Below are 22,436 nucleotides of genomic sequence, written 5' to 3' on the forward strand. Positions count from 1 at the left end.
GCACGCTGAACCGCGTGACCCTGAACCTGCGGCAAGCCGCGACCCTCTGCGCGGCGCTCAGCATCTGCGCCCTGCTCGCGGTGCCCGGGAACTTCCCCGGCCTGAGCGGCGACGCCCGGCTGACCCTCGCCGTCTTCGCGCTGGCGACCTGCGCCTGGATCGGCACCCCGGTCGACGACACGTACATCGCACTCGGCGCGGGCCTCGCCCTCACCGCGACCGGTGTGATCAGCAGCGACACCCTGTTCGGCACCCTGGGCGACGAGACGGTGTGGCTGCTGATCTGCGCCTTCGTGCTGGCGGCGGCCGTGGCGCGCAGCGGGCTCTCGGGGCGTGCGGCGGCGTTCCTGGTCAGCGGGGCGGGCACCGTACGGCAGTTGACGCACCTGACGACCGCGGCGCTGGTGGTGACCGCCTTCGCGGTGCCCGCGACCTCCGGGCGCGCCGCGCTCGCGCTGCCCGTCTTCCTCGCGCTCGCCAAGGTCCTCGCCGACCGGAAGCGACTGGTCGTGATGCTCGCGCTGCTCTTTCCGACCGTGATCCTCCTGTCCGCGGTCGCGACCCTGATCGGTGCGGGAGCGCATCTGATCACGGTGTCGGTCCTGTGGGAGGCGATCGGTGAGCGGATCGGCTTCACGCAGTGGCTGCTGCTCGGGTTGCCGCTCGCCGTGACGTCCTCCCATCTGGCGGCGGAGGCCGTTCTGTTGACGACGACGCGGCGCGCGGACAGGAAGGGTCCGGTCCGCATCACCCTCGCCCAGCTCCAGGAGCACAGCGAGCAGCCCGTCACCGGCCCGTGGGCGCCCGCCGAGACGCGCTGCGCGCTGCTGCTCGCCACCGTCGTCGCCCTGTGGTGCAGCGAACCGCTCCACCAGGTGCCGCCCGCCGTCGTCGCGCTGATCGGAGCCGTGGTGGCCGCCTCCCCCGCCCTCGGCACCGTCGGCCTCAAGGACGCCCTCAAGACGGTTCCCTGGGCGCTGCTCCTGTTCATGGCGGCGACGATGGCGATGGGCGTCGCGCTCGCCGACTCGGGGGCCGCGAAGTGGCTGGTGTCCGGGCTGCCCCTGGACCTGCCCGCGTGGCTGTTCCTCGTGGTGGTCGTCGCGGTCAGCACGGCCGCGCACCTCGTCCTGCAGTCCCGCTCGGCCCGCTCCTCGGTCCTCGTCCCGCTGGTCGTGGCGGCCGCCGTCGGCGCGGGCGTCAACCCGGTCGCCGCGGCCCTCGCCTCCACGGCCGCGGCCGGGTTCTGCCACACCCTGCCCGCCTCCGCGAAGCCGGTCACCCTCTTCGCCGACATCCCGGACACACCCACCTACACCCCGCGGGACCTGCTGCGGCTCTCCGCGGTCCTGGCGCCGCTGACCGCCGCGCTCGTCCTGCTCTTCGCCGTGACGCTCTGGCCGCTGCTCGGCGTACCCGTCCGCTGAACCCCCTCGGTCCGCTGCCCCTCGCGTCCACCTGGAGACCACCGTGCTGACCCGTTTCGCCATCGCCCCCAGCGGCTTCAAGGAGTCGCTGTCCGCGAGCTCCGTGGCCGAGGCCATCGCCGCGGGGGTACGCCGTGTCGTCCCGCACGCCGAGACCGATCTGATCCCGCTGGTGGACGGCGGCGAGGGCACGGCCCGTGCGCTGGCCGCGGCGGGCGGCGGCCGTCTCGTCGCGCTGCCCGCGACCGGCCCCGTCGGCCAGCCGATCGGCACCCACTTCGCCCTGCTGCCCGACGGCACTGCGGTCGTCGAGATGGCGGCCGTGGCCGGTCTGTCGCTGGTCCCCCGCGATCTGCGCGACCCGGGCGCCACCACGACATACGGCGTCGGAGAGCTGATCCGCGCGGCGCTGGACACCGGGGCCCGCCGCATCCTGGTCGGCTGCGGCGACTCGGGCACCTCGGACGGCGGCGCGGGCGCCCTGCAGGCCCTCGGGGCCCGGCTCCTGGACGTGGACGGCTGGGAACTGCCGCGCGGCGGACGGGAGCTGACGCGCCTGAGCCGCATCGACCCCTGCGGCCTCGACCCGCGCCTCGCGGACACCGAGATCCGCGTCGCCTGCAACCCCTACAACGTGCTGTGCGGCGAGCGCGGCGTCGCCCGCGTCTTCGGCCCCCAGAAGGGCGCGACGCCCACCCAGGTCGAACAGCTCGCGGCCGCCCTGGAGCACTGGGCGCACATCCTCACGCGGGACGTCCTCACGCGCCACCTCCGCGGCCGGGCGGACCTCTTCGGCGGACCCGGCACCGGCGCGTCGGGCGGCCTCGGCGCCGGGCTCGCCGCCCTCGGCGCCGCCCTGCTCCCCCGCTTCGACGTCCTGCTGGACCGGCTCGACCTGGACGACCGGCTGGCCCGCGCCGACCTCGTCATCACCGCGGAGGGCGCCCTCGACCACCAGACGCCGCGCGGCAAGGTGCCCGCCGAGGTGGCCCGCCGCGCCAAACGGTCCGGGCGGCCCGTCCTGGTGCTCGCGGGCACGATCGGGGACGGCGCGCACGCCGTCCGCTCCCTCGGGGTCGACGCCTACAGCTCGATCCTGCCCGCCCCGGTCTCGCTGACCGAGGCGCTCGGCAGGGGCGGCGAGTTCCTCACCGACGCGACCGAGCGGGCGCTGCGGATGATCCAGCTCGGCTCACGCCTGCCCGCTCAGACGGCGGCGCTGGTGTCCGGGACGCAACGCCCGTCCTCGGTGCGGTAGTTCCACCGCGCACCGTCCGCCACCAGTTCCTTGACGGCGCGCACGAAGCGCTCGACGTGCTCGTCGGGGGTGCCCGCGCCGAAGCTCACGCGGATCGCGTTCAGCGACTTCTCGCCGGGCGCGGCCTCGGGGGCGCCGCACTCGCCGGGCTCGTCGGGCTCGCTGTCGAGCAGGGTGCGCACCAGCGGGTGGGCGCAGAACAGGCCGTCGCGGACGCCGATGCCGTACTCGGCGGAGAGCGCGGCGGCGAAGTGCGAGCTGTTCCAGCCGTCCACGACGAAGGAGATGACGCCCACGCGCGGCGCGTCGTCCCCGAAGAGCGAGAGGATCCGCACCTGCGGCACCTCGGCGAGGCCCGCACGGACCGTCCCGATCAGGTGCTGCTCGCGGGCGACGAGCTCGTCGAAGCCCGCCTCGGTGAGCGCCTTGCAGGCGGAGGCGATGGAGTAGACGCCGATGACGTTCGGGGAACCGGCCTCGTGGCGGGCCGCGGTGTCGTGCCACTCCACGTCCACGCCGCCGCCTGCTTCCTTGGGGCGTCGTGTCACCTTCCGCGAGGCCCCGCCGCCCGCGAGGTAGGGCTCGGCGGCGGTCAGCCAGTCGGAGCGGCCCGCGAGGACCCCGGAGCCGAAGGGCGCGTACAGCTTGTGCCCGGAGAACGCGACCCAGTCGACGTCCAGCTCGTCGATGGAGACGGGGTGGTGGGGCGCGAGCTGCGCGGCGTCGAGCACGATGCGGGCACCGTGCGCGTGAGCGGCCGCCGCCAGCTCGCGCACCGGCCAGAGCTCGCCGGTCACGTTGGAGGCGCCAGTCACGCAGACGAGGGCGGGTCCATTGGGGCCTCCCCTGCTCGAACGGAGCTGAGAGCTTGGGGAAGGGTCTCGGTCGGCGAGGGCGCGCTCCAGGGTCTGCACGGCCTCTTCGGGGGTGCGCGGCGCGTTGAGGTAGGTGACGCGGGCGTCCCGCCAGGGCAGCAGCGAGGCGTGGTGCTCGGTCTCGAAGACGAAGACCTGGCAGTCGGCGGGCAGCGCGGCGGCCAGCAGGTTCAGCGAGTCGGTGGTGGACCGGGTGAAGACGACCTGGTCGCCCTCGCGGCAGCCGAGGAACTCGGCGACGGTCGCACGGGAGTTCTCGAAGAGGTCGGTCGACAGCTGCGAGAGGTAGCCGGCGCCGCGGTGCACGCTGCCGTAGTACGGGGCGTACGCGGCCACGTCGTCCCACACCCGCTGCAGGGCCGGCGCGCTCGCCGCGTAGTCGAGCGCCGCGTAGGTCACCTCGCCGCCCGTGACGAGCGGGACGGTGACGTCCCGGCCGAGGACGGCGAGCGGGGCACAGACGGACGAGTCGGCGGCAACGGCGGAAACAGACATGGCGAACTCCCGTAAGAGGCAAGTGAGTTCACTGCGACGACGGCCGCGCCCGAGGCATGCGGCAGCGCAGTGATGAAGAGAAAAAGGGTGCGCGGAAAGGGGCCGAAGGCCCTAGCACATTCGCTTGCTCACGAGACTGCTCCCTTGAGGACCAGGACCCCAGGGTTGCGAGGGGTCCGCGCTTGCCATACGCCTTGCTGCGTACGACCTGGTCTTCACCCGGGGCACCCCGCCACGGACGGAGGGTTGCCGGACAGCGGGCCGGGGCCGTAGTCGCTGTCACTCATGACCTGTGCAGCATCCTGCCACACGATCTTCGGCGCGCAAGGCGCAGTCCAGGATCCGGACTGCGCCGTGCGTCACATCGGCGGCGCGCGTCAGCGGTTGCTGGCCGCCACCCACCGCTCCAGGGCCTTCTTGGCGGCGCCGGAGTCGATGGCCGCGGCCGCCCGCGCCATCCCCGCGCGGATCTGCTCCGTGAACGGCTCAGCGGTCGGCTTCAGGGCCACCAGGGCCGCGGCCGCGTTGAGCAGCACCGCGTCCCGCACGGGCCCGGTCTCCCCGCCGAGAAGCCGCAGCGCGACCTCCGCGTTGTAGGAGGCGTCCGCGCCGCGCAGCGCGGAGATCGGCACCAGGTCGATGCCGACGTCCCGCGGATCGAAGGACTCCTCCCGTACGACACCGTCGCGCACCACCCAGACGCGGGAGGACCCCGTCGTCGTCAGCTCGTCGAGCCCGTCGTCGCCGCGGAAGACGAGGGACGAGTGGCCGCGCTCGGCGAAGACCCCGGCCACGATCGGTGCCATCCGCGGGTCGGCGACCCCGACCGCCTGGGCGCGCACCTTGGCCGGGTTGGTGAGCGGGCCGAGAAGGTTGAAGACGGTGCGGATCCCCAGCTGGCTGCGGGCGGCGCCCGCGTGGCGCAGCGCGGGGTGGAACTTCACGGCGAAGCAGAAGGTGATCCCCGCCTCCTCCGCGACTTCCACGACCCGTGGCAGCGGCAGCTCCAGGTTCACCCCGAGCTTCTCCAGTACGTCGGAGGAGCCCGAGGCGCTGGAGGCGGCACGGTTGCCGTGCTTGACGACCTTCGCGCCCGCGCCCGCCACGACGATCGCGGACATGGTCGAGATGTTGACGGTCTTGGCCCCGTCGCCGCCGGTCCCGACGATGTCGACGGTCTCCCCCGGCACCTCGATCACGTTGGCGTGCGCGTACATCGCCCGTACCAGACCGGAGATCTCCTCGACGGTCTCGCCCTTGGCCCGCAGCGCGACCACGAAGGCCGCGATCTGCGCGTCGGTGGCCTCGCCGCGCATGATGCGGTCCATGGCCCAGGCCGTGTCGTCGGCGCTCTGGTCGCGCCCGTCGAGCAGGCCGTTCAGTACGTCGGGCCAGGAACGGTCCGCCGCGGTGTCGCCTCCTGCGGGGATCACAGCGTTCATGGCCGCTCCTGGTTTTTTCGTCTGCGTATGTAGGAAACACCCCGACACGTCGGGGTGGGACCACCCTATCCAGCCTCCGGGACGGCAAAGAGCCCCGTCCATGCAATGGACGGGGCTCTTGCCGTGGCGACCAGGGGATCCCCCCGCTCGAGCGAAGCCGAGAGTGGGGACGATCAGAGCTTCAGGTGATCAGTGGTGGCCGTGGCCGCTCGAGATCTCCTTGTACTCGTCTGCGGTGGGCTTGGGGATCTGGTTGTCCTCCCCGAAGTAGCCCTTGGAGAGCTTCGCCCGGAGCTTCTGCGAACCGGACAGCTTGCGCTCGACGCCGTTCTCGTCGACCGACGGGCCGAGCTCGATCGGCTTGTACTGCTCGTGCGCGGTGAGCGTGTGCAGCTGCTCCTTGCTGAGCGGCTCGTGGACCTCGATGAACTCACCGTGCGGCAGCCGCTTGATGAGACCCGACTCGCGGCCGTGCAGCACCTTGTCCTTGTCGCGCCGCTGCAGACCCAGGCAGATCCGCTTGGTGACGATGAAGGCGACGACCGGTCCGACGAAGAAGCCGATCCGGACGAACCAGGTGATCGCGTTCAGCGACAGGTGGAAGTGGGTGGCCCACAGGTCGTTGCCACCACCGACCAGCATGATCATGTACGCCGTGAGCCACGCGACACCGAAGGCGGTGCGGGTCGGGGCGTTGCGCGGGCGGTCCAGGATGTGGTGCTCGCGCTTGTCGCCGGTGACCCAGGACTCGATGAACGGGTAGACCGCGATGGCCACGAGGACCAGCGGGAAGACCACGACCAGCGGGATGAACACGCCCAGGGCGAGCGTGTGGCCCCAGAGGTTGATCTCCCAGCCCGGCATCACACGGATCAGCCCCTCGGCGAAGCCCATGTACCAGTCGGGCTGGGCGCCGGTGGACACCTGGTCCGGCCGGTAGGGACCAATGGCCCAGATCGGGTTGATCGAGGCGATCGCCGCGATGACCGCGATGACACCGAAGACCAGGAAGAAGAAGCCTCCGGCCTTGGCCATGTAGACCGGCAGCAGCGGCATGCCGACGACGTTCTTGTTGCTCTTGCCGGGGCCCGCGAACTGCGTGTGCTTGTGGTAGAAGACCAGGATCAGGTGCGCCACCACGAGGCCGAGCATGATGCCCGGCAGCAGCAGGATGTGGACCGAGTAGAACCGGGCAACGAAGTCGCCGCCGGGGAACTCCCCGCCGAAGAGGAACATCGACAGGTAGGTGCCGACGATCGGCATCGACAGGATGGCGCCCTGCATGAAGCGGACACCGGTGCCGGAGAGCAGGTCGTCCGGGAGCGAGTAACCGGTGAAACCGGTGAACATGCCGAGGACGAACAGCAGGAAGCCGAAGAGCCAGTTGACCTCACGGGGCTTGCGGAACGCACCCGTGAAGAACACGCGCATCATGTGCACGAACATGCCGGCGAGGAAGATCAGCGCCGCCCAGTGGTGGATCTGCCGGATCAGCAGACCACCGCGCACATCGAAGGAGATGTGCATGGTCGAGTTGAACGCCTCCGACATCAGCTGTCCCTGCATCGGGATGTAGCTGCCGCTGTACTCCACCTCGTTCATCGAGGGGTGGAAGAACAGCGTCAGGTACACACCCGTGAGGATGATGATGATGAAGCTGTACAGGCAGATCTCACCGAGCATGAAGGACCAGTGGTCCGGGAAGATCTTGCGCATGTTGGCCTTGGCCAGGGAGTAGATCCCCAGTCGGCCGTCGGCCCAGTCCGCGACCCGCTCACCGGCGGGTGCCTGCTGGCGCTTTTCGTTAGATGAAGTGGTGGTGGTGCTCATCCGCGCTCCCAGAAAGCAGGACCGACGGGCTCTTCGAAGTCGCCGTGCGCCTCGAGGTAGCCCTTTTCGTTCACGCCGATGCGCAGCTGCGGCAGGGCGTGGCCAGCCGGGCCGAAGATCACTCGGGCACCGTCGGAGAGATCGAAGGTGGACTGGTGGCACGGGCAGAGGACGTGGTGCGTCTGCTGCTCGTACAGGGAGATCGGGCAACCCACGTGGGTGCAGATCTTGGAGTACGCCACGATGCCCTCGTGCGACCACTCGAGCTCGCGCTTGTCCTTGATGTTCTCCGGCTGGATCCGGACGATCATCAGGGCGGCCTTGGCGATCTGCGTCTGGAAGTCGTGGTCGTGCTCCGACATGCCCTCGGGCATGGCGAAGGTCAGCGAACCGACCTGCACGTCCGCGGGACGCAGCGGCTCGTGGGTGTTCATGTTCACGAGCATCTTGCCCTTGGCCCACTTGGTGTGCCGGAGCTTGTCCTCGGGCAGCGGCCCGAGGTCACGCAGCAGGACGACACCGGAGAGCGGGACCAGGGCCAGCGCGCCGAGCATCGTGTTCCGGATCAGCTTGCGCCGACCGAAGCCCGACTCCTCGGCACCCTGCTTGAAGTCCGCCATGACCTTGGCACGGACCTCGGGCTCGGCCGCGATCTCGTGCCGCTCGTCGGTCATCTCCACGTCGGACATCAGGGTGCGGGCCCAGTGGACCGCGCCCGCGCCGATGCAGAACAGCGCCACGCCGAGGGTCGTGCCCAGGGCGAAGTTCAGGCCGCTGATGTGACCGATCGGCCAGATGAACACGCTCTTGTCGGCCGGGATCGCCACGTACGAGGCGATGAAGCCGACCGTCGCGATCATCGACAGCGTGAACATGAAGGCCACGGCACGCTCGGACCGCCGGGCGGCCCGCTCGTCGATGTCCTGGACTCGGTGCTCGTGGGGCGGCAGCCCCGGGTCGGCGAACGGGTTCTCTTCCGTCACCGCCACCGAGCCGTGCTCGGTCTCCTGCTTGCTGGGCAGGTTCTCTTCTGGAATCTCTTGGCTACTCATGACTTCTTGGCCTTTGCGGTCCGAGCGGCGACCCACACGGCGACCGCGATCAGCGAGCCGAGACCGAAGATCCAGCCGAAGAGGCCTTCACTGACCGGACCCAGACCACCCAGCTTGAGACCGCCAGGGCTCTCGGTCTTCTCACCGTTGACCGCGTCGAGGTACGCGATGATGTCCTTCTTGTTCTTCTCCGGCATCGTGGTGTCGGGGAAGGACGGCATGTTCTGCGGGCCGGTCTGCATGGCCTCGTAGATGTGCTTCGGGGAGACACCCTCCAGCGAAGGCGCGAACTTGCCGTGCGTCAACGCACCACCTTCACCGGTGAAGTTGTGGCACTGGGCGCAGTTGGTGCGGAACAGCTCGCCACCCTTGGCGATGTCCGCTCCGTCCGGGCTGTACTGCTTCTCGGTCGGAACCGAGGGACCGGCACCCAGCGACGAGATGTACGCCGCCAGCTGGTCGATCTGGGCCTGGTTGTAGATGACCTTCTTCTTGGGCGCCTGGGCGCCCGGCTGCTGGAGCGGCATGCGGCCGGTGCCGACCTGGAAGTCGACAGCGGCGGCGCCCACGCCCACCAGGCTCGGACCGTCGGAGGAGCCCTGACCGCCGGTTCCGTGGCAGCTGGAGCAGCCCACGGCGTAGAGCTTCTTGCCCTCGTCGATGGCGAGGGACTGGGCGGTGTCATCGGCCTGCGCCTTGTCCGCCGGCGCGAACGCGGCGTACAGCCCCCCGGTGGCCGCCAGCGCGAGGAGTAGGACGACGACCGCCGCCAGCGGATGGCGTCGTCGTGCGGAGAGCTTTTTCACGGATTACCCCGGTGTCAGGATCTTCTGCGTCGATGCTTCTGGAATGTTTCGGATGTGTCGCGTGAGCGACCTGCCGCTTACTTGATCATGTAGATCGTGGCGAAGAGGCCGATCCAGACCACATCGACGAAGTGCCAGTAGTAGGACACGACGATGGCTGCGGTCGCCTGCTCGTGGGTGAACCTCCTGGCCGCGTAGGTGCGACCGAGGACCAGCAGGAAGGCGATCAGGCCGCCCGTCACGTGCAGTCCGTGGAAGCCGGTGGTCAGGTAGAAGACCGAGCCGTACGGGTCGGACGAGAGCGAGAGGCCCTCGTGCTTGACCAGCTCGGTGTATTCGTACACCTGACCGCCGATGAAGATCGCACCCATGATGAAGGTGACGATGAACCACATCCGGAGCTTCTTCACGTCCCCGCGTTCAGCTGCGAACACGCCCAGCTGACACGTGAGTGAGGAGAGCACCAGGATCGTGGTGTTCGTCGCTGAGAACGGGAAGTTAAGGGCCGAGGCCATTTCCTTCCAGTGATCAGGACCCGTCACCGATCGCAGGGTGAAGTACATCGCGAAGAGGGCCGCGAAGAACATCAGCTCGGAACTCAACCAGATGATGGTTCCGACGCTGGTGAGGTTCGGTCGATTGACCGGCGGGTGCGCGTGCCCGGTATCTACTGTCGTTGCTGTCGCCACGACCGACATTATGTCGGTCGCTTATCCCGCCCTCACCCCGGGGGGTGCCGTTCGGAGTGTCTACGGGGTGTGTCCTGCCCGGATGGCCCATCGGAGGCCTGTCCGAACCGGTGTTGACGGGGTGTCGGGAGGAGTAGCATCCGCGCATCGGTTCCCGATCCCAAGACGGCACAGCTCGACGCAACAGCTCGACGTATCGGAGGAACAATGCAGCCGACCGCCACGGTGCTGGTCTACAGCGACAACGCGAGCACCCGCGAGCAAGTCCGGTTGGCCACGGGCCGCAGGCCGGCCACGGACGTTCCCCAGGTCCAGTTCATCGAGTGCGCCACGCCGCACGCGGTCATCAAGGAGCTCGACCGGGGCGGCATCGACGTCTGCGTCCTGGACGGCGAGTCGGCGCCCGGCGGCATGGGCGTCTGCCGGCAGATCAAGGACGAGGTCTTCCAGTCGCCGCCCGTGCTGCTGCTCATGGGGCGCCCGCAGGACGCCTGGCTGGCCACCTGGAGCCGGGCGGAGGCCGCGGTGACCCTGCCGGTCGAGCCGGTGGAGTTCGCGAGCGCCCTGGCCGGCCTGCTGCGCAGCAAGACGGCCGTCGAGGCCTGAGCCCCCCTGGTCGCACACGAGTAGCGCGCCGATCTTCCACGAGAGGGGCCCACGCCATGGCGTGGGCCCCTCTCGTGCGCCTCTGACGGCCTCTCTGCCGGGCCGTCAGACCTGCGGCCGCAGCCTGGCCGCGTCGACCGCCGCGGGGCCTTCCTTGGTGCCGGAGAGCAGCGCACTGCCCTTGCGCCACTTCTTCCAGCTCATGTTCCAGTCGCCGAGGCCGTTGCCGAACGTCGGCATGTCCTCGCCGTAGCTGTTGATGACGGTCACGAGGTCGCCCTGGCGGACGGTCTCGTAGAACCAGGCGGCGTCCCCGGTGCTCATGCCGGTGCAGCCGTGGCTGGTGTTCGCGGCGCCCTGTGAGCCCACCGACCAGGGCGCGGCGTGCACGTATTCGCCGGAGTCGGTCACCCGCGTCGCGTAATAGACCATCTTGTCGTAGAAGTCCGATGCGCCGATGCTGGCGCTGGTCATGCGTACGGAGTACTCCTTGCCCAGCACCACCTTGACGCCGTTGCGCGTCGAGTAGCCGGGCTTGCCCGTCGTCACCGGCACGGAGTTGATCTCCTCGCCGTTGCGGTAGACCGTCATGTAGTGCGACCCGGCGTCCGTCACGGCCTCGATGCGGTCGCCGATGGTCAGCTTCAGCGGCTTGGCCTCGCCGCCCCACAGCTTCTTCCTGACCTTGAGGCCCTCGAGGTTGCTGGAGACGTTGACGGTCGCGCCCGCGGGCCAGTACTCCTTCGGGCGGTAGTGCAGCGTCTTGCTGTCCACCCAGTACCAGGACCCCTCGGTGGCGGGCACCGAGCGGACCTTCAGGGCGCGCTCGACGACCGACCTGGCCTCCTTGCCCTTCACCTTGGCGCTGAGGGTGGCCGTGACGGGCTGTCCGACGCCGTACTTGCCCGCGTCGGGGCCGAAGACGACCTTCAGCTGCTTCTTCTTGGCGGGCATGTCGGTGTCGAAGGTCATGACCTTGCGGCCCGGCGCCCCGTCCTCGTCCTCCGTGCTCACCCGCACCGTGTAGTGGGCCCCTGCCGCCAGCGGCGTGGTGCTGTGCCACCGGGCGCCGTCGGCCGAGAGTTCGCCCGCCACGAACCGTCCCATGGCGTCGGTGGCCAGCACGTCGGTGATGCGCCCGTCGTCGCCCTGGGCCGTGACTTCGAGCGGCTTGTCCGGATCCGCCTTCTGGCTGCCCACGGGGCCGTTGAAGGCGATCTGGCCCGCGGCGTCGTACGGCTTCGCCGACAGCGGATGACCGTCTGAGCTGCCGCAGCCCGTGGCCCCCGCACCGAGTGCGGCCACCAGCATCGTGCAGCTCAGTACCGTGCGAATTCTCGGTGAGTGGCTCATAAACACACGGTATGAAGGTCTACCGGGTCCGGCGCGGCGAGTGACCCGTCCGTGGGGTGTCGCTTACGCCGAAGGGCCCCGGCGCTCCTTTCGGAGCGCCGGGGCCCTTCGGTCGCGGGTCGGGAACTACAGACTCACTGGGTCTGGTTCTCGCCGCGGTAGTACTCGAACACCCAGCCCCACAGGCCGATCAGGATGATCGGGGCCGAGAAGTACAGCAGCCACCAGCCGAAGACGACACCCATGAAGGCGAGCGCGCCACCGACGGCCAGGGAGAGCGGCTGCCAGCTGTGCGGGCTGAAGAAGCCCACCTCGCCGGCCTCGTCCGCGACGTCGGCCTCCTTGTTGTCCTGTGCCGAGGCGTCGACCCGCCGGGCCGTGAAGGCCAGGTAGTAGCCGATCATGATGCACAGGCCGAAGGCCAGGAAGAGCGCCGTGGTACCGGCGGGCTCCTTCGACCACACGCCATAGACGATCGCCATGGCGAGGACGAAGACGCTCAGCCAGATGAACATCTTGCCCTGGATCTTCACTTCGCGGCCTCCTTGTTGCCGCCGAGCAGCGCGGTGTCCTTCTGCCCGTCGTTCTCGATGTGGCCGAGCGCCGCGATCTCAGGGTGGTGCAGGTCGAACGCCGGCGATTCCGAGCGGATGCGCGGCAGGGTGAGGAAGTTGTGCCGCGGGGGCGGGCAGGACGTCGCCCACTCCAGGGAGCGGCCGTAGCCCCACGGGTCGTCGACCTCGACCTTCTTGCCGTACTTGGCGGTCTTCCAGATGTTGTAGAAGAACGGCAGGATCGACAGGCCGAGCAGGAACGAACAGATCGTCGAGATCGTGTTCAGGGCCGTGAAGCCGTCGGCGTGCAGGTAGTCCGCGTACCGGCGCGGCATGCCCTCGGCACCCAGCCAGTGCTGGACGAGGAACGTGCCGTGGAAGCCGATGAACAGCGTCCAGAAGGTGATCTTGCCGAGCCGCTCGTCGAGCATCTTGCCGGTGAACTTCGGCCACCAGAAGTGGAAGCCGGAGAACATCGCGAACACCACGGTGCCGAACACCACGTAGTGGAAGTGCGCCACCACGAAGTACGAGTCCGAGACGTGGAAGTCCATCGGCGGCGAGGCCAGGATGACGCCCGTCAGACCACCGAAGGTGAAGGTGATCAGGAAGCCGACCGCCCACAGCATCGGGGTCTCGAAGCTCAGTGACCCCTTCCACATCGTTCCGATCCAGTTGAAGAACTTCACGCCTGTTGGCACGGCGATGAGGAACGTCATGAAGGAGAAGAACGGCAGCAGCACGCCGCCGGTGACGTACATGTGGTGCGCCCACACCGTCACGGACAGACCGGCGATGGCGATCGTCGCGCCGATGAGGCCCATGTAGCCGAACATCGGCTTGCGGGAGAACACCGGGATGACTTCGGAAATGATTCCGAAGAACGGTAGGGCGATGATGTACACCTCTGGATGGCCGAAGAACCAGAAGAGGTGTTGCCATAGCAACGCGCCGCCGTTCGAGGCGTCGAAGATATGGGCGCCGAATTTACGGTCCGCCTCCAGGGCGAACAGTGCGGCGGCCAGGACCGGGAAGGCCAGCAGGACGAGCACCGCGGTCAGCAGCACGTTCCACACGAAGATCGGCATGCGGAACATCGTCATGCCCGGAGCGCGCATGCAGATGATGGTGGTGATGAAGTTGACCGAGCCCAGGATCGTGCCGAAGCCGGAGAAGGCCAGACCCATGATCCACATGTCCGCGCCGATGCCCGGCGAGCGGACCGCGTCCGACAGCGGGCTGTAGGCGAACCAGCCGAAGTCGGCCGCACCCTGCGGGGTGAGGAAGCCGCCGACCGCGATCAGCGAGCCGAACAGGTAGAGCCAGTAGGCGAACATGTTCAGCCGCGGGAACGCCACATCGGGAGCACCGATCTGCAGCGGCATGATCCAGTTCGCGAAACCGGCGAACAGCGGCGTCGCGAACATCAGCAGCATGATCGTGCCGTGCATCGTGAACGCCTGGTTGAACTGCTCGTTCGACATGATCTGCGTGCCGGGACGGGCGAGCTCGGCGCGCATGAAGAGCGCCATGACGCCGCCGATGCAGAAGAACGCGAACGACGTGACCAGATAGAGCGTGCCGATCGTCTTGTGGTCAGTGGTGGTCAGCCACTTGATCACGACGTTTCCCGGCTGCTTGCGCCTGACCGGCAGCTCGTCCTCGTACGAGTCGTCTGCTGCCGCGGCACCCTGAGGTTCGTTGAGGATGCTCACAGGTTGTTCGTCTCCCGGTTCTTCTCATGGCCCGTCTGCTCGATGCCGGCCGGGATGTAACCGGTCTGGTTCTTCTTCGCGAGGTCCTCGAGGTGCTGCTTGTAGCGCTCGGGAGAGACGACCTTGACGTTGAAGAGCATCCGGGAGTGGTCGACGCCGCAGAGCTCGGCGCACTTGCCCATGAAGGTGCCCTCCTTGTTCGGAGTCACCTCGAAGGCGTTGGTGTGGCCCGGGATGACGTCCTGCTTCATGAGGAACGGCACCACCCAGAAGGAGTGGATGACGTCACGCGAAGTCAGAACGAAACGAACCTTCTCGCCCTTGGGGAGCCAGAGGGTCGGTCCGGGGTTGCCGTTCTGGGGGTTCCGCTCGCCGGGCGTGCCGACCTCGTAGACGCCGCCGGCGTTCGCCGGGAAGTCCTTGCGGAAGCGGTCCGGAATGGCGTCCAGGTCCTTGGACGTCTTGGCGTCGCCCTTGTCGGAACCCGGAACGTCCTCGATGTAGTTGAAGCCCCAGCTCCACTGATAGCCGACCACGTTGACCGTGTGGGCCGGCTTCGCGTCGAGTTTGAGGAGCTTCGACTCGTCACGTGCCGTGAAGTAGAAGAGCACCGACACGATGATGAGCGGAACCACCGTGTAGAGGGCCTCGATGGGCATGTTGTAACGCGTCTGCGCCGGTACTTCCACCTTGGTGCGGCTGCGCCTGTGGAAGATGACGCTCCACAGGATCAGACCCCAGACCAGCACGCCCGTGGCGAGCGCTGCCGCCCACGAGCCCTGCCAGAGGGAGAGAATCCGCGGAGCCTCTTCCGTTACCGGGGTGGGCATTCCAAGGCGGGGGAAATCCTTGTATGTGCAACCGGTGGCGGTCGCCAGGATCAGGCCCGCAGTCAGCACCTGCGGCAGCTTCCGCCGCATCGGGCGCCGCGACGAGCGGTCGGAGCCGTTGGGACTCACGTAGCGCCTTCCCGAGAGTCTCGCCCGCGCGGTCGGCTGCGGCCTCCACGCTGGTCGGTCGCCGCCCTGCGTCGGGCAGGGGTTTGGATGTTTATGCGGACCAAACCCTACTGGACGCTATTTGGGGTCGCGCGGGGAGGGTGCCTAACGCGCCGCGGGTCACTCCGAAGGGTGGGACCAGGCTCCCTCGGCCGCTTTCTGACGGAGGGTCGGGACGCCCACCGGCTCGGTGGAATCCGCTGGTCCGCGGGTGCGGGCGGCTGGTGGCTGAGCGCGCGGTTCCCCGCGCCCCTGGGGAGCGCCCCGCAGGGGCCGCTCCCCAGGGGCGGGGCGCTCCGGCGACGTCTTAGCGTGGGGGCGTGCCCTACTTCGATGTCGCTTCCTCCGCCCCGCTGCATCCCGTCGCGCGGCAGGCCCTCCAGGCCTCCCTGGACGAGGGGTGGGCCGATCCCGCCCGGCTCTACCGCGAGGGGCGGCGGGCCCGGCTGCTCCTCGATGCCGCGCGCGAGGCGGCCGCCGACGCGGTGGGCTGCCGTCCCGACGAGCTCGTCTTCACCTCCTCCGGCACCCGTGCCGTGCACTCCGGAACGGCGGGGGCGCTCGCCGGGCGGCGGCGCGTCGGACGCCACCTGATCGTGTCAGCCGTCGAACATTCGTCGGTGCTCCATTCGGCCGAGGCCCACGAGCGCGACGGCGGGACGGTGACCGAAGTGGCGGTGGACCGCGGCGGGGCGGTGGACCCGGCGGCGTACGCCGCCGCGCTGCGGGAGGACACCGCGCTCGCCTGTCTGCAGTCCGCCAACCACGAGGTCGGCACGGAGCAGCCGGTCGCCCGGGTCGCCGAGGCGTGCCGGGCCGCCGGGGTGCCTCTTCTGGTGGACGCCGCGCAGTCGCTGCCCTGGGGGCCGGTCGAAGGGGACTGGTCGCTGCTGACCGGGAGTGCCCATAAATGGGGTGGTCCGGCAGGAGTCGGGCTTCTCGTCGTACGCAAAGGGGTGCGGTTCGCCGCGCAAGGGCCCGTCGACGAGCGGGAGTCAGGGCGGGCCGCGGGGTTCGAGAACATTCCGGCGATCGTGGCGGCGGCCGCCTCGCTGCGGGCGGTGCGGGCCGAGGCCGCGGCGGAGGGGGCGCGGCTGCGGGAGCTGACGGAGCGGATCCGGTCGCGGGTGCCGGGGCTCGTGCCGGACGTGGAGGTGGTGGGCGATCCGGTGCGGCGCCTGCCGCACCTCGTCACCTTCTCCTGTCTCTATGTCGACGGGGAGACCGTGCTGCACGAGCTCGACCGGGCCGGGTTCTCCGTGTCGTCCGGGTCCTCGTGCACCAGCTCGACGCTGACGCCGAGCCATGTGCTGCGCGCCATGGGGGTGGTCAGCGAGGGGAACGTACGGGTGTCGCTGCCGCTCGGGGCCGACGAGGCGGACGTCGAGCGCTTCCTCGACGTGCTGCCCGGGGTCGTGCGGGGCGTGCGGGAGACCTTGGGGGCGCCGGTCGCGGGCGGGGACGGGGCGGCGGAGGCCGTGACCGTCGACGCGCTCGGGATGAGCTGCCCGCTGCCGGTCATCGAGCTGGCCAAGGCGATCGGACGGGTGCGGGTGGGCGGCACCGTCACCGTCCTCGCCGACGACGAGGTCGCGGCCGTGGACATTCCCGCCTGGTGCTGGACGCAGGGGCAGGAGTACGTGGGTGAGCGGCCGGCGGACCACGGTGTCGCGTACCTGGTCCGCCGGAGCTCGTGACGGCTAGGCCAGGTGCGGCTGGACCTCGGCGGTGGCCTCGTGGCCGTACGCCTTGGTGAAGCGGTCGATGAAGTTGCTGCGGCGCAGCTCGTACTCCTGCGTGCCGACGGTCTCGATGACCAGGGTGGCGAGCATGCAGCCGACCTGCGCCGCGCGCTCGTGGGAGACGCCCCAGGCCAGGCCCGAGAGGAAGCCCGCACGGAACGCGTCGCCGACGCCGGTCGGCTCCACCTTGGCCTCCTCCTCCGGGACGCCGACCTCGATCGGGTCCTTGCCCGCGGACTCGATGCGGACGCCGCGGGCGCCGAGGGTCGTCACGCGGTGGCCGACCCGCGAGAGGATCTCGGCGTCGGTCCAGCCCGTCTTGGACTCGATGAGGCCCTTCTCGTACTCGTTGGAGAAGAGGTACGCCGCCCCGTCGAGGAGCGTGCGGATCTCCTCGCCCTCCATGCGCGCGATCTGCTGCGAGAAGTCCGCGGCGAAGGGGATCTCGCGGGCACGGCACTCCTCGGTGTGCCGGAGCATCGCCTCGGGGTCGTCGGCGCCGATCGAGACGAGGTCGAGGCCGCCCACGCGGTCCGCCACGGCCTTCAGTTCGATGAGGCGGGCCTCGCTCATCGCGCCCGTGTAGAAGGAGCCGATCTGGTTGTGGTCGGCGTCCGTGGTGCAGACGAAGCGCGCGGTGTGCAGGGTCTCGGAGATGCGCACCGAGGCGGTGTCCACGCCGTGCCGGTCGAGCCAGGCGCGGTACTCGCCGAAGTCGGATCCCGCGGACCCGACCAGGATCGGGTTGGTGCCGAGCTGCCCCATGCCGAAGCTGATGTTGGCGGCGACGCCGCCCCTGCGGACGTCGAGGGCGTCGACGAGGAAGGAGAGGGAGACCGTGTGCAACTGATCGGCGACCAGCTGGTCGGCGAAGCGGCCGGGGAAGGTCATCAGGTGGTCGGTGGCGATGGAGCCGGTGACTGCAATACGCACGGCTGGATGCTCCTGTGGAGGAGAGGCGGGGGTTGACAGTTCACGCTACCGGGTCGGGGCACCCTGCCTGAAGTGGCAAAACTACCCGATAGTAGGGCTTTTTTCATGAGCGTCCGGATGCATACGGTGCCGTTATGACCGTTATCCCGAAGGATGTCGTCCTGCAGCGTCAAGTCACACCCAAGGCGGAGACCAGCGAGAGCATGGAGTCGCTGCGCGGCGACTGCGCCCGCATGGTGCCGCACTGGGCGGTGCCCGCCGCGGCCGCGGCCGCCCCCGTGCCGCCCTCCCTGATCCACGGCATCACGGTCCCGCCCTCCTCCGCCCGCCTGATCGGCGAAATGTCCGAGTACGGAGACTGAGGGAGACTGGTTCCGGGGCCCTGGCGCACACGTCGAGGGAACCGTGCGCTCCCCCGCTGCGTCCCATCTCCGTCCCCCGTAAAGGGGAACTGAGATACGACGAAGCCCGCCGGTGGCAATCACCTGTGGGATTTCAGGGACAGCAGTGCAGTCGAAGGAGCGATGCGGTGAGCACCGAGCGATCCGATCATGAGGCGGCCGAGCCGCAACGGCGGCGGTCCCGTCTGGCCGTCGCCTCGGTCGCGGCCACCGTGCTGCTGGTCGGCGGCGGTGGGGCGTACTTCGCGGCGTCCGCGTCCGGCGGTGGCGGCAACGGCGGCAGTGACGGGGCACCCGCGGGGGACGGCGGCAACCCGCCGCCCCTCGCCCTGGACGGCTATCCGGGCGGCGACGGGCAGGGCGACGCCAGAAGCGGCACCGGCGGAACCGGCGACTCCAACGGCATCGCGCCCGGCGAGCCCGACCCGAACGGCGCGACGTACCGGGCGACCACCGAGCTGCCCGACGGCCCCGAGTCGGCCGCGGTCCACCACGCCCGCGGCGAGGTCGCCCTGGCCGAAGTCACCGAACTGGCCAAGGCCCTGGGCGTGACCGGGACGCCGAAGTCGCAGGACGGCGCCTGGAAGGTGGGCCCCGGCAACGACGGGTCCGGACCCTCGCTGCAGGTGAACAAGCAGGCGCCCGGCACCTGGACCTATACCGGACACGGCACGGGCGGCACCGACAACTGCCCCCGCTTCAAGCCCTGTTCCAGCACGTCCACCGCGCCGAACGGCGAGACGGGCGACGCGGTGAGCGAGCAGGCGGCCAAGGACGCCGCCGCGCCGGTCCTGAAGGCGCTCGGCCAGGACGACGCGAAGCTGGACGCGAGCCAGCTGATGGGCGCCGTGCGGGTGGTGAACGCCGACCCGAAGGTGGACGGCCTGCCGACGTACGGCTGGTCGACCGGCATCCAGGTCGGCGCGGGCGGCGAAGTGGTCGGCGGCAGCGGCCAGTTGAAGGCTCCGGTCAAGGGCGCCACGTACCCCGTGATCGGCGCCCAGGAGACCCTGGACCGGCTGAACAAGCCGGGCGGCGAAGGCCACGTCGGCATCGGCGGCTGCGCGACCCCGGTGCCGGCCGCCGGCGACACCACGAAGAGCGAGGGCGGCAGCGGCCCGAAGCAGGCTCCCTGCAAGCCGTCGTCCACGGCGCCGAAGGCGCAGCCGGTGTCCGTCAGCGGCGCCACGTTCGGCCTCGCGACGCACTTCGTAAACGGCAAGCAGACCCTCGTGCCGTCCTGGCTGTTCGACGTGAAGCCGAAGGGCGCGCAGGACACCTTCACGGTGACGCACCCGGCGGTCGCGCCCGAGTACCTGACGTCACCCAGCACCCCGGGCACGCCGAAGCCCACCGAGAAGCCGGGCGAGAAGGGCGACGGGGCCGGGAAGGGCGATGCGGACAAGACGCGCCTGACGTCCTACAGCGCCGACGGGAAGTCGCTGACCGTGCACTTCTGGGGCAGCGCCTGCGCCGAGTACTCCGCGTCCGCGCGGGAGGACGGTGACCGCGTGACGGTCGAGATCACCCAGACCGGCAAGAAGGGCGACGTCTGCATCATGATCGCCAAGGACCTCAAGGAGAAGGTCACCCTCGACAAGCCGCTGGGCGACCGCAAGGTCGTGGACTCCGCGGGTGACACGGTCCGGCGGAAGTAGCGCGACGGCGCGAACGGCACGGACCGCGAGCGGCACGCACGAAGGCGGCGGCCCCCTGGAACCTCAGGGGGCCGCCGCCTTCGACGTGGGTGCCTCCAGGCCTAGCTGAAGGAGTCGCCGCAGGCGCAGGAGCCCGTGGCGTTCGGGTTGTCGATCGTGAAGCCCTGCTTCTCGATGGTGTCCACGAAGTCGATGGAGGCGCCGCCCAGGTAGGGAGCGCTCATCCGGTCCGTGACGACCTTCACGCCGTCGAAGTCCTTGACGACGTCGCCGTCGAGCGAACGCTCGTCGAAGAACAGCTGGTAGCGCAGGCCCGAGCAGCCGCCGGGCTGAACGGCGACGCGCAGCGCCAGGTCGTCCCGGCCCTCCTGCTCCAGCAGGCCCTTCACCTTGGCCGCGGCGGCGTCCGACAGGAGGATGCCGTCGCTCACGGTGGTGGTCTCGTCCGATACGGACATCTGCTTCTCTCCCGGGTTGTACGGAGACTGCTTGCCGACGGTTGCAACCGGCGGGGCCGCGGATTCATTCCGGGCCGAGCGCTTACGTCTTACCCCTTCATGCTCGCACATGGCGCCGGGAGGAACAGCGGGTCGTGGAACGGGGAATGCGTCACATCGACACAATGGCCATCGTCAAACTGACACGAAGCGGTTATGATAGATAACGTCAATTAGACGAAAAGGATCGTCTGCAGATTAGAAAGGGTGCGTGTTGTGACCACCGCCCAGTCCCCCGTGGACAGCGTGAACCTCGATGTTCAGCCCACGCCCCTCGCCCTGCTGCTGCTCGGCCGCGAGGCCGACCCCAGGAGCGAGCGCGGCGTGGAGTGCCCCGGCGATCTGCCGTCCCCGTCCGACCCGGACCTGGTCGAGCGCGCCCGCGCGGCCAAGGAGAAGCTCGGCGACAAGGTCTTCGTGCTGGGCCACCACTACCAGCGCGACGAGGTCATCCAGTTCGCGGACGTCACCGGCGACTCCTTCAAGCTGGCGCGTGACGCGGCCGCGCGGCCGGACGCGGAGTACATCGTCTTCTGCGGCGTGCACTTCATGGCCGAGTCGGCCGACATCCTGACGACGGACGACCAGAAGGTCGTGCTCCCCGACCTCGCGGCCGGCTGCTCGATGGCCGACATGGCCACCGCCGAGCAGGTCGCCGAGTGCTGGGACGTGCTGACCGAGGCCGGGATCGCCGAGCAGGTCGTGCCCGTCTCGTACATGAACTCCTCGGCCGACATCAAGGCGTTCACGGGCAAGCACGGCGGCACCATCTGTACGTCGTCCAACGCCAAGCGCGCGCTGGAGTGGGCCTTCGAGCAGGGGGAGAAGATCCTCTTCCTGCCCGACCAGCACCTGGGCCGCAACACCGCGGTGCGCGACATGGGCCTCTCGCTCGACGACTGCGTCGTCTACAACCCGCACAAGCCGAACGGCGGCCTGACCGCCGAGCAGCTGCGCGACGCGAAGATGATCCTGTGGCGCGGGCACTGCTCGGTGCACGGGCGCTTCTCGCTGGAGAGCGTGGAGGACGTCCGTGCGCGCATCCCGGGCGTGAACGTCCTGGTGCACCCGGAGTGCAAGCACGAGGTCGTCGCCGCGGCCGACTACGTGGGCTCGACCGAGCACATCATCCAGACCCTGGAGGCGGCGCCGGCCGGCTCCAAGTGGGCGATCGGCACCGAGCTGAACCTCGTGCGCCGACTGGCGAACCGTTTCGCCGCCGAGGACAAGGAGATCGTCTTCCTCGACAAGACGGTCTGCTTCTGCTCGACCATGAACCGGATCGACCTGCCGCACCTGGTCTGGACCCTGGAGTCCCTCGCCGAGGGCAAGCTCGTCAACCAGATCGAGGTGGACCGGGAGACCGAGCAGTTCGCGAAGCTGGCGCTGGAGCGGATGCTGGCGCTGCCGTAGTGCGGCTGTCTTGACCTCGCCGTAAGGGGCGCCCGCCATTGCGGGCGCCCCTTACGGCGTTCTAGGCTCCTCGGGCGCGCGCCGCCGTGTCGTTCTCGCGCGCGTCCAGTGCTCCGCGCACTTTTCCCGGCAACACGTCTTCCGGACCCTCCCCCTTCTTCTGTGGCCGCTCGTCCGCCTGCCCAGGAGGGTCCCTTCGTCATGCCCTTTCCCCTGCTCACCACCGCGCTCGTACTGATCTCGTTCGTCGGACCGCTCTCGACCGACATGTATCTGCCCGCCTTTCCGCGCATGGCCGAGGAGTTGGGCACCGACGCGTCCGGCGTACAGCTCACGCTGACCGCGTTCCTCGTCGGGATGACGGCGGGCCATCTCGTCTTCGGGCCGCTCTCCGACCGGTACGGCAGGAGGGGGCCGCTGCTCGCGGGGGCGGCGGCCTGCACGGTGTGCACCGCGCTGTGCGCCCTCGCGCCGTCGCTGTGGTGGCTGGTCGTCCTGCGGTTCCTGGCCGGGTTCGGTGGGGCGGCGGGAGTGGTGATCAGCCGCGCCGTCGTCACGGACGTGGTCCAGGGCGCGGGCGCGGCGCGCCTCTTCGGGGTGCTGATGACGCTGGCCGCTCTCGGGCCGGTCCTGGCTCCGCTCGCGGGCGGCGCCGTGATCGGGGCGGCGGGGTGGCGGGGGGTGTTCTGGGT

The 22,436-nt window shown here is 69.5% G+C and carries 20 protein-coding genes and 1 riboswitch; of the genes, 8 read left to right on the forward strand and 12 right to left on the reverse strand.

The window, feature by feature from the left end:
• Positions 1 to 14 precede the first annotated feature (14 nt).
• Complete coding sequence (locus tag AOK03_RS17580) at positions 15 to 1,427, forward strand: SLC13 family permease (protein WP_055566227.1); 1,413 nt, start codon at positions 15 to 17, stop codon at positions 1,425 to 1,427.
• 43 nt (positions 1,428 to 1,470) lie between these two features.
• Positions 1,471 to 2,685, forward strand: a complete 1,215-nt coding sequence (locus AOK03_RS17585) for a glycerate kinase family protein (protein WP_055566228.1) — start codon at positions 1,471 to 1,473, stop codon at positions 2,683 to 2,685.
• Here the strand turns inward: AOK03_RS17585 and AOK03_RS17590 are convergent.
• The 6 genes from AOK03_RS17590 to ctaE all read right to left on the reverse strand — a co-directional run bounded on the left by AOK03_RS17590 (position 2,634) and on the right by ctaE (position 9,883).
• Positions 2,634 to 4,055: an aminotransferase class V-fold PLP-dependent enzyme gene (locus AOK03_RS17590; RefSeq protein ID WP_055566229.1), complete on the reverse strand. Its 1,422-nt coding sequence runs from the start codon at positions 4,053 to 4,055 to the stop codon at positions 2,634 to 2,636. The two genes, AOK03_RS17585 and AOK03_RS17590, sit on opposite strands and share 52 nt — an antisense overlap.
• A gap of 173 nt (positions 4,056 to 4,228) precedes the next feature.
• A riboswitch (SAM riboswitch) is annotated at positions 4,229 to 4,346 on the reverse strand.
• Positions 4,347 to 4,432: 86 nt separating this feature from the next.
• The gene (gene trpD, locus AOK03_RS17595; RefSeq protein WP_055566230.1) at positions 4,433 to 5,497 is read right to left on the reverse strand and encodes an anthranilate phosphoribosyltransferase; all 1,065 of its coding nucleotides are present in this window, start codon (positions 5,495 to 5,497) and stop codon (positions 4,433 to 4,435) included.
• A gap of 189 nt (positions 5,498 to 5,686) precedes the next feature.
• Positions 5,687 to 7,327, reverse strand: coding sequence for a cytochrome bc1 complex cytochrome b subunit (gene qcrB, locus AOK03_RS17600; RefSeq protein ID WP_055566231.1), 1,641 nt, complete (start codon positions 7,325 to 7,327; stop codon positions 5,687 to 5,689).
• Complete coding sequence (qcrA, locus tag AOK03_RS17605) at positions 7,324 to 8,379, reverse strand: cytochrome bc1 complex Rieske iron-sulfur subunit (RefSeq protein WP_055566232.1); 1,056 nt, start codon at positions 8,377 to 8,379, stop codon at positions 7,324 to 7,326. Before qcrA ends, qcrB begins: the two co-directional genes overlap by 4 nt.
• Positions 8,376 to 9,185 (reverse strand): cytochrome bc1 complex diheme cytochrome c subunit, encoded by an 810-nt coding sequence (gene qcrC / locus AOK03_RS17610; protein WP_055566233.1) that lies wholly within the window; start codon positions 9,183 to 9,185, stop codon positions 8,376 to 8,378. Before qcrC ends, qcrA begins: the two co-directional genes overlap by 4 nt.
• 77 nt (positions 9,186 to 9,262) lie before the next feature.
• Positions 9,263 to 9,883 (reverse strand): aa3-type cytochrome oxidase subunit III, encoded by a 621-nt coding sequence (ctaE, locus tag AOK03_RS17615; protein ID WP_055566234.1) that lies wholly within the window; start codon positions 9,881 to 9,883, stop codon positions 9,263 to 9,265.
• 198 nt (positions 9,884 to 10,081) lie between these two features.
• Here ctaE and AOK03_RS17620 point away from each other — a divergent pair, with 198 nt between their 5' ends.
• The gene (locus AOK03_RS17620; protein WP_055566235.1) at positions 10,082 to 10,480 is read left to right on the forward strand and encodes a response regulator transcription factor; all 399 of its coding nucleotides are present in this window, start codon (positions 10,082 to 10,084) and stop codon (positions 10,478 to 10,480) included.
• 105 nt (positions 10,481 to 10,585) lie between these two features.
• Here AOK03_RS17620 and AOK03_RS17625 read toward each other — a convergent pair whose 3' ends face one another.
• The 4 genes from AOK03_RS17625 to ctaC all read right to left on the reverse strand — a co-directional run bounded on the left by AOK03_RS17625 (position 10,586) and on the right by ctaC (position 15,061).
• A complete protein-coding gene (locus AOK03_RS17625; protein WP_055566236.1) occupies positions 10,586 to 11,833 on the reverse strand; it encodes a L,D-transpeptidase in 1,248 nt (415 codons plus the stop codon).
• Between the two features lie 134 nt (positions 11,834 to 11,967).
• The gene (locus AOK03_RS17630; RefSeq protein WP_055566237.1) at positions 11,968 to 12,366 is read right to left on the reverse strand and encodes a cytochrome c oxidase subunit 4; all 399 of its coding nucleotides are present in this window, start codon (positions 12,364 to 12,366) and stop codon (positions 11,968 to 11,970) included.
• On the reverse strand, positions 12,363 to 14,102 hold the full coding sequence (gene ctaD / locus AOK03_RS17635) for an aa3-type cytochrome oxidase subunit I (protein WP_055566238.1): 1,740 nt from the start codon (positions 14,100 to 14,102) through the stop codon (positions 12,363 to 12,365). Before ctaD ends, AOK03_RS17630 begins: the two co-directional genes overlap by 4 nt.
• Complete coding sequence (gene ctaC, locus AOK03_RS17640; protein ID WP_055566239.1) at positions 14,099 to 15,061, reverse strand: aa3-type cytochrome oxidase subunit II; 963 nt, start codon at positions 15,059 to 15,061, stop codon at positions 14,099 to 14,101. Before ctaC ends, ctaD begins: the two co-directional genes overlap by 4 nt.
• A gap of 359 nt (positions 15,062 to 15,420) precedes the next feature.
• Between ctaC and AOK03_RS17645 the strand changes: the two genes are divergently transcribed.
• Positions 15,421 to 16,797 (forward strand): cysteine desulfurase/sulfurtransferase TusA family protein, encoded by a 1,377-nt coding sequence (locus AOK03_RS17645; RefSeq protein WP_055566240.1) that lies wholly within the window; start codon positions 15,421 to 15,423, stop codon positions 16,795 to 16,797.
• A gap of 3 nt (positions 16,798 to 16,800) precedes the next feature.
• Here the strand turns inward: AOK03_RS17645 and AOK03_RS17650 are convergent, their stop codons facing one another.
• Positions 16,801 to 17,775: a carbohydrate kinase family protein gene (locus tag AOK03_RS17650; RefSeq protein WP_055566241.1), complete on the reverse strand. Its 975-nt coding sequence runs from the start codon at positions 17,773 to 17,775 to the stop codon at positions 16,801 to 16,803.
• Positions 17,776 to 17,909: 134 nt separating this feature from the next.
• On the opposite strand from AOK03_RS17650, the gene AOK03_RS17655 reads away from it, so the two are divergent.
• Together AOK03_RS17655 and AOK03_RS17660 are read left to right on the forward strand one after the other, a co-directional pair.
• Entirely contained in the window at positions 17,910 to 18,137 is a 228-nt protein-coding gene (locus AOK03_RS17655; protein ID WP_055566242.1) for a hypothetical protein, read from the forward strand.
• A 167-nt stretch (positions 18,138 to 18,304) separates the two neighbouring features.
• Complete coding sequence (locus AOK03_RS17660; protein ID WP_055566243.1) at positions 18,305 to 19,834, forward strand: hypothetical protein; 1,530 nt, start codon at positions 18,305 to 18,307, stop codon at positions 19,832 to 19,834.
• 101 nt (positions 19,835 to 19,935) lie between these two features.
• Here AOK03_RS17660 and AOK03_RS17665 read toward each other — a convergent pair whose 3' ends face one another.
• On the reverse strand, positions 19,936 to 20,292 hold the full coding sequence (locus AOK03_RS17665) for a HesB/IscA family protein (RefSeq protein ID WP_030933606.1): 357 nt from the start codon (positions 20,290 to 20,292) through the stop codon (positions 19,936 to 19,938).
• Positions 20,293 to 20,538: 246 nt separating this feature from the next.
• Here AOK03_RS17665 and nadA point away from each other — a divergent pair, with 246 nt between their 5' ends.
• Both nadA and AOK03_RS17675 read left to right on the forward strand, forming a co-directional pair.
• The gene (gene nadA, locus AOK03_RS17670) at positions 20,539 to 21,744 is read left to right on the forward strand and encodes a quinolinate synthase NadA (RefSeq protein WP_371934845.1); all 1,206 of its coding nucleotides are present in this window, start codon (positions 20,539 to 20,541) and stop codon (positions 21,742 to 21,744) included.
• 201 nt (positions 21,745 to 21,945) lie between these two features.
• Positions 21,946 to 22,436 (forward strand): MFS transporter (locus AOK03_RS17675; RefSeq protein WP_157868986.1); only part of this gene is annotated, 491 nt, incomplete at its 3' end.

The sequence above is a fragment of the Streptomyces atriruber genome (assembly GCF_001418325.1).
In the GTDB taxonomy this organism is placed as follows: domain Bacteria; phylum Actinomycetota; class Actinomycetes; order Streptomycetales; family Streptomycetaceae; genus Streptomyces; species Streptomyces atriruber.

Bases quoted from the DNA above. Each gene is read 5' to 3' on its own strand.
- AOK03_RS17655 (WP_055566242.1), top strand. From the start codon at position 17,910: ATGACCGTTATCCCGAAGGATGTCGTCCTGCAGCGTCAAGTCACACCC.
- qcrB (WP_055566231.1), bottom strand. From the start codon at position 7,327: ATGAGCACCACCACCACTTCATCTAACGAAAAGCGCCAGCAGGCACCC.
- trpD (WP_055566230.1), bottom strand. From the start codon at position 5,497: ATGAACGCTGTGATCCCCGCAGGAGGCGACACCGCGGCGGACCGTTCC.
- ctaE (WP_055566234.1), bottom strand. From the start codon at position 9,883: ATGTCGGTCGTGGCGACAGCAACGACAGTAGATACCGGGCACGCGCAC.
- AOK03_RS17590 (WP_055566229.1), bottom strand. From the start codon at position 4,055: ATGTCTGTTTCCGCCGTTGCCGCCGACTCGTCCGTCTGTGCCCCGCTC.
- AOK03_RS17665 (WP_030933606.1), bottom strand. From the start codon at position 20,292: ATGTCCGTATCGGACGAGACCACCACCGTGAGCGACGGCATCCTCCTG.
- AOK03_RS17625 (WP_055566236.1), bottom strand. From the start codon at position 11,833: ATGAGCCACTCACCGAGAATTCGCACGGTACTGAGCTGCACGATGCTG.
- qcrA (WP_055566232.1), bottom strand. From the start codon at position 8,379: ATGAGTAGCCAAGAGATTCCAGAAGAGAACCTGCCCAGCAAGCAGGAG.
- AOK03_RS17620 (WP_055566235.1), top strand. From the start codon at position 10,082: ATGCAGCCGACCGCCACGGTGCTGGTCTACAGCGACAACGCGAGCACC.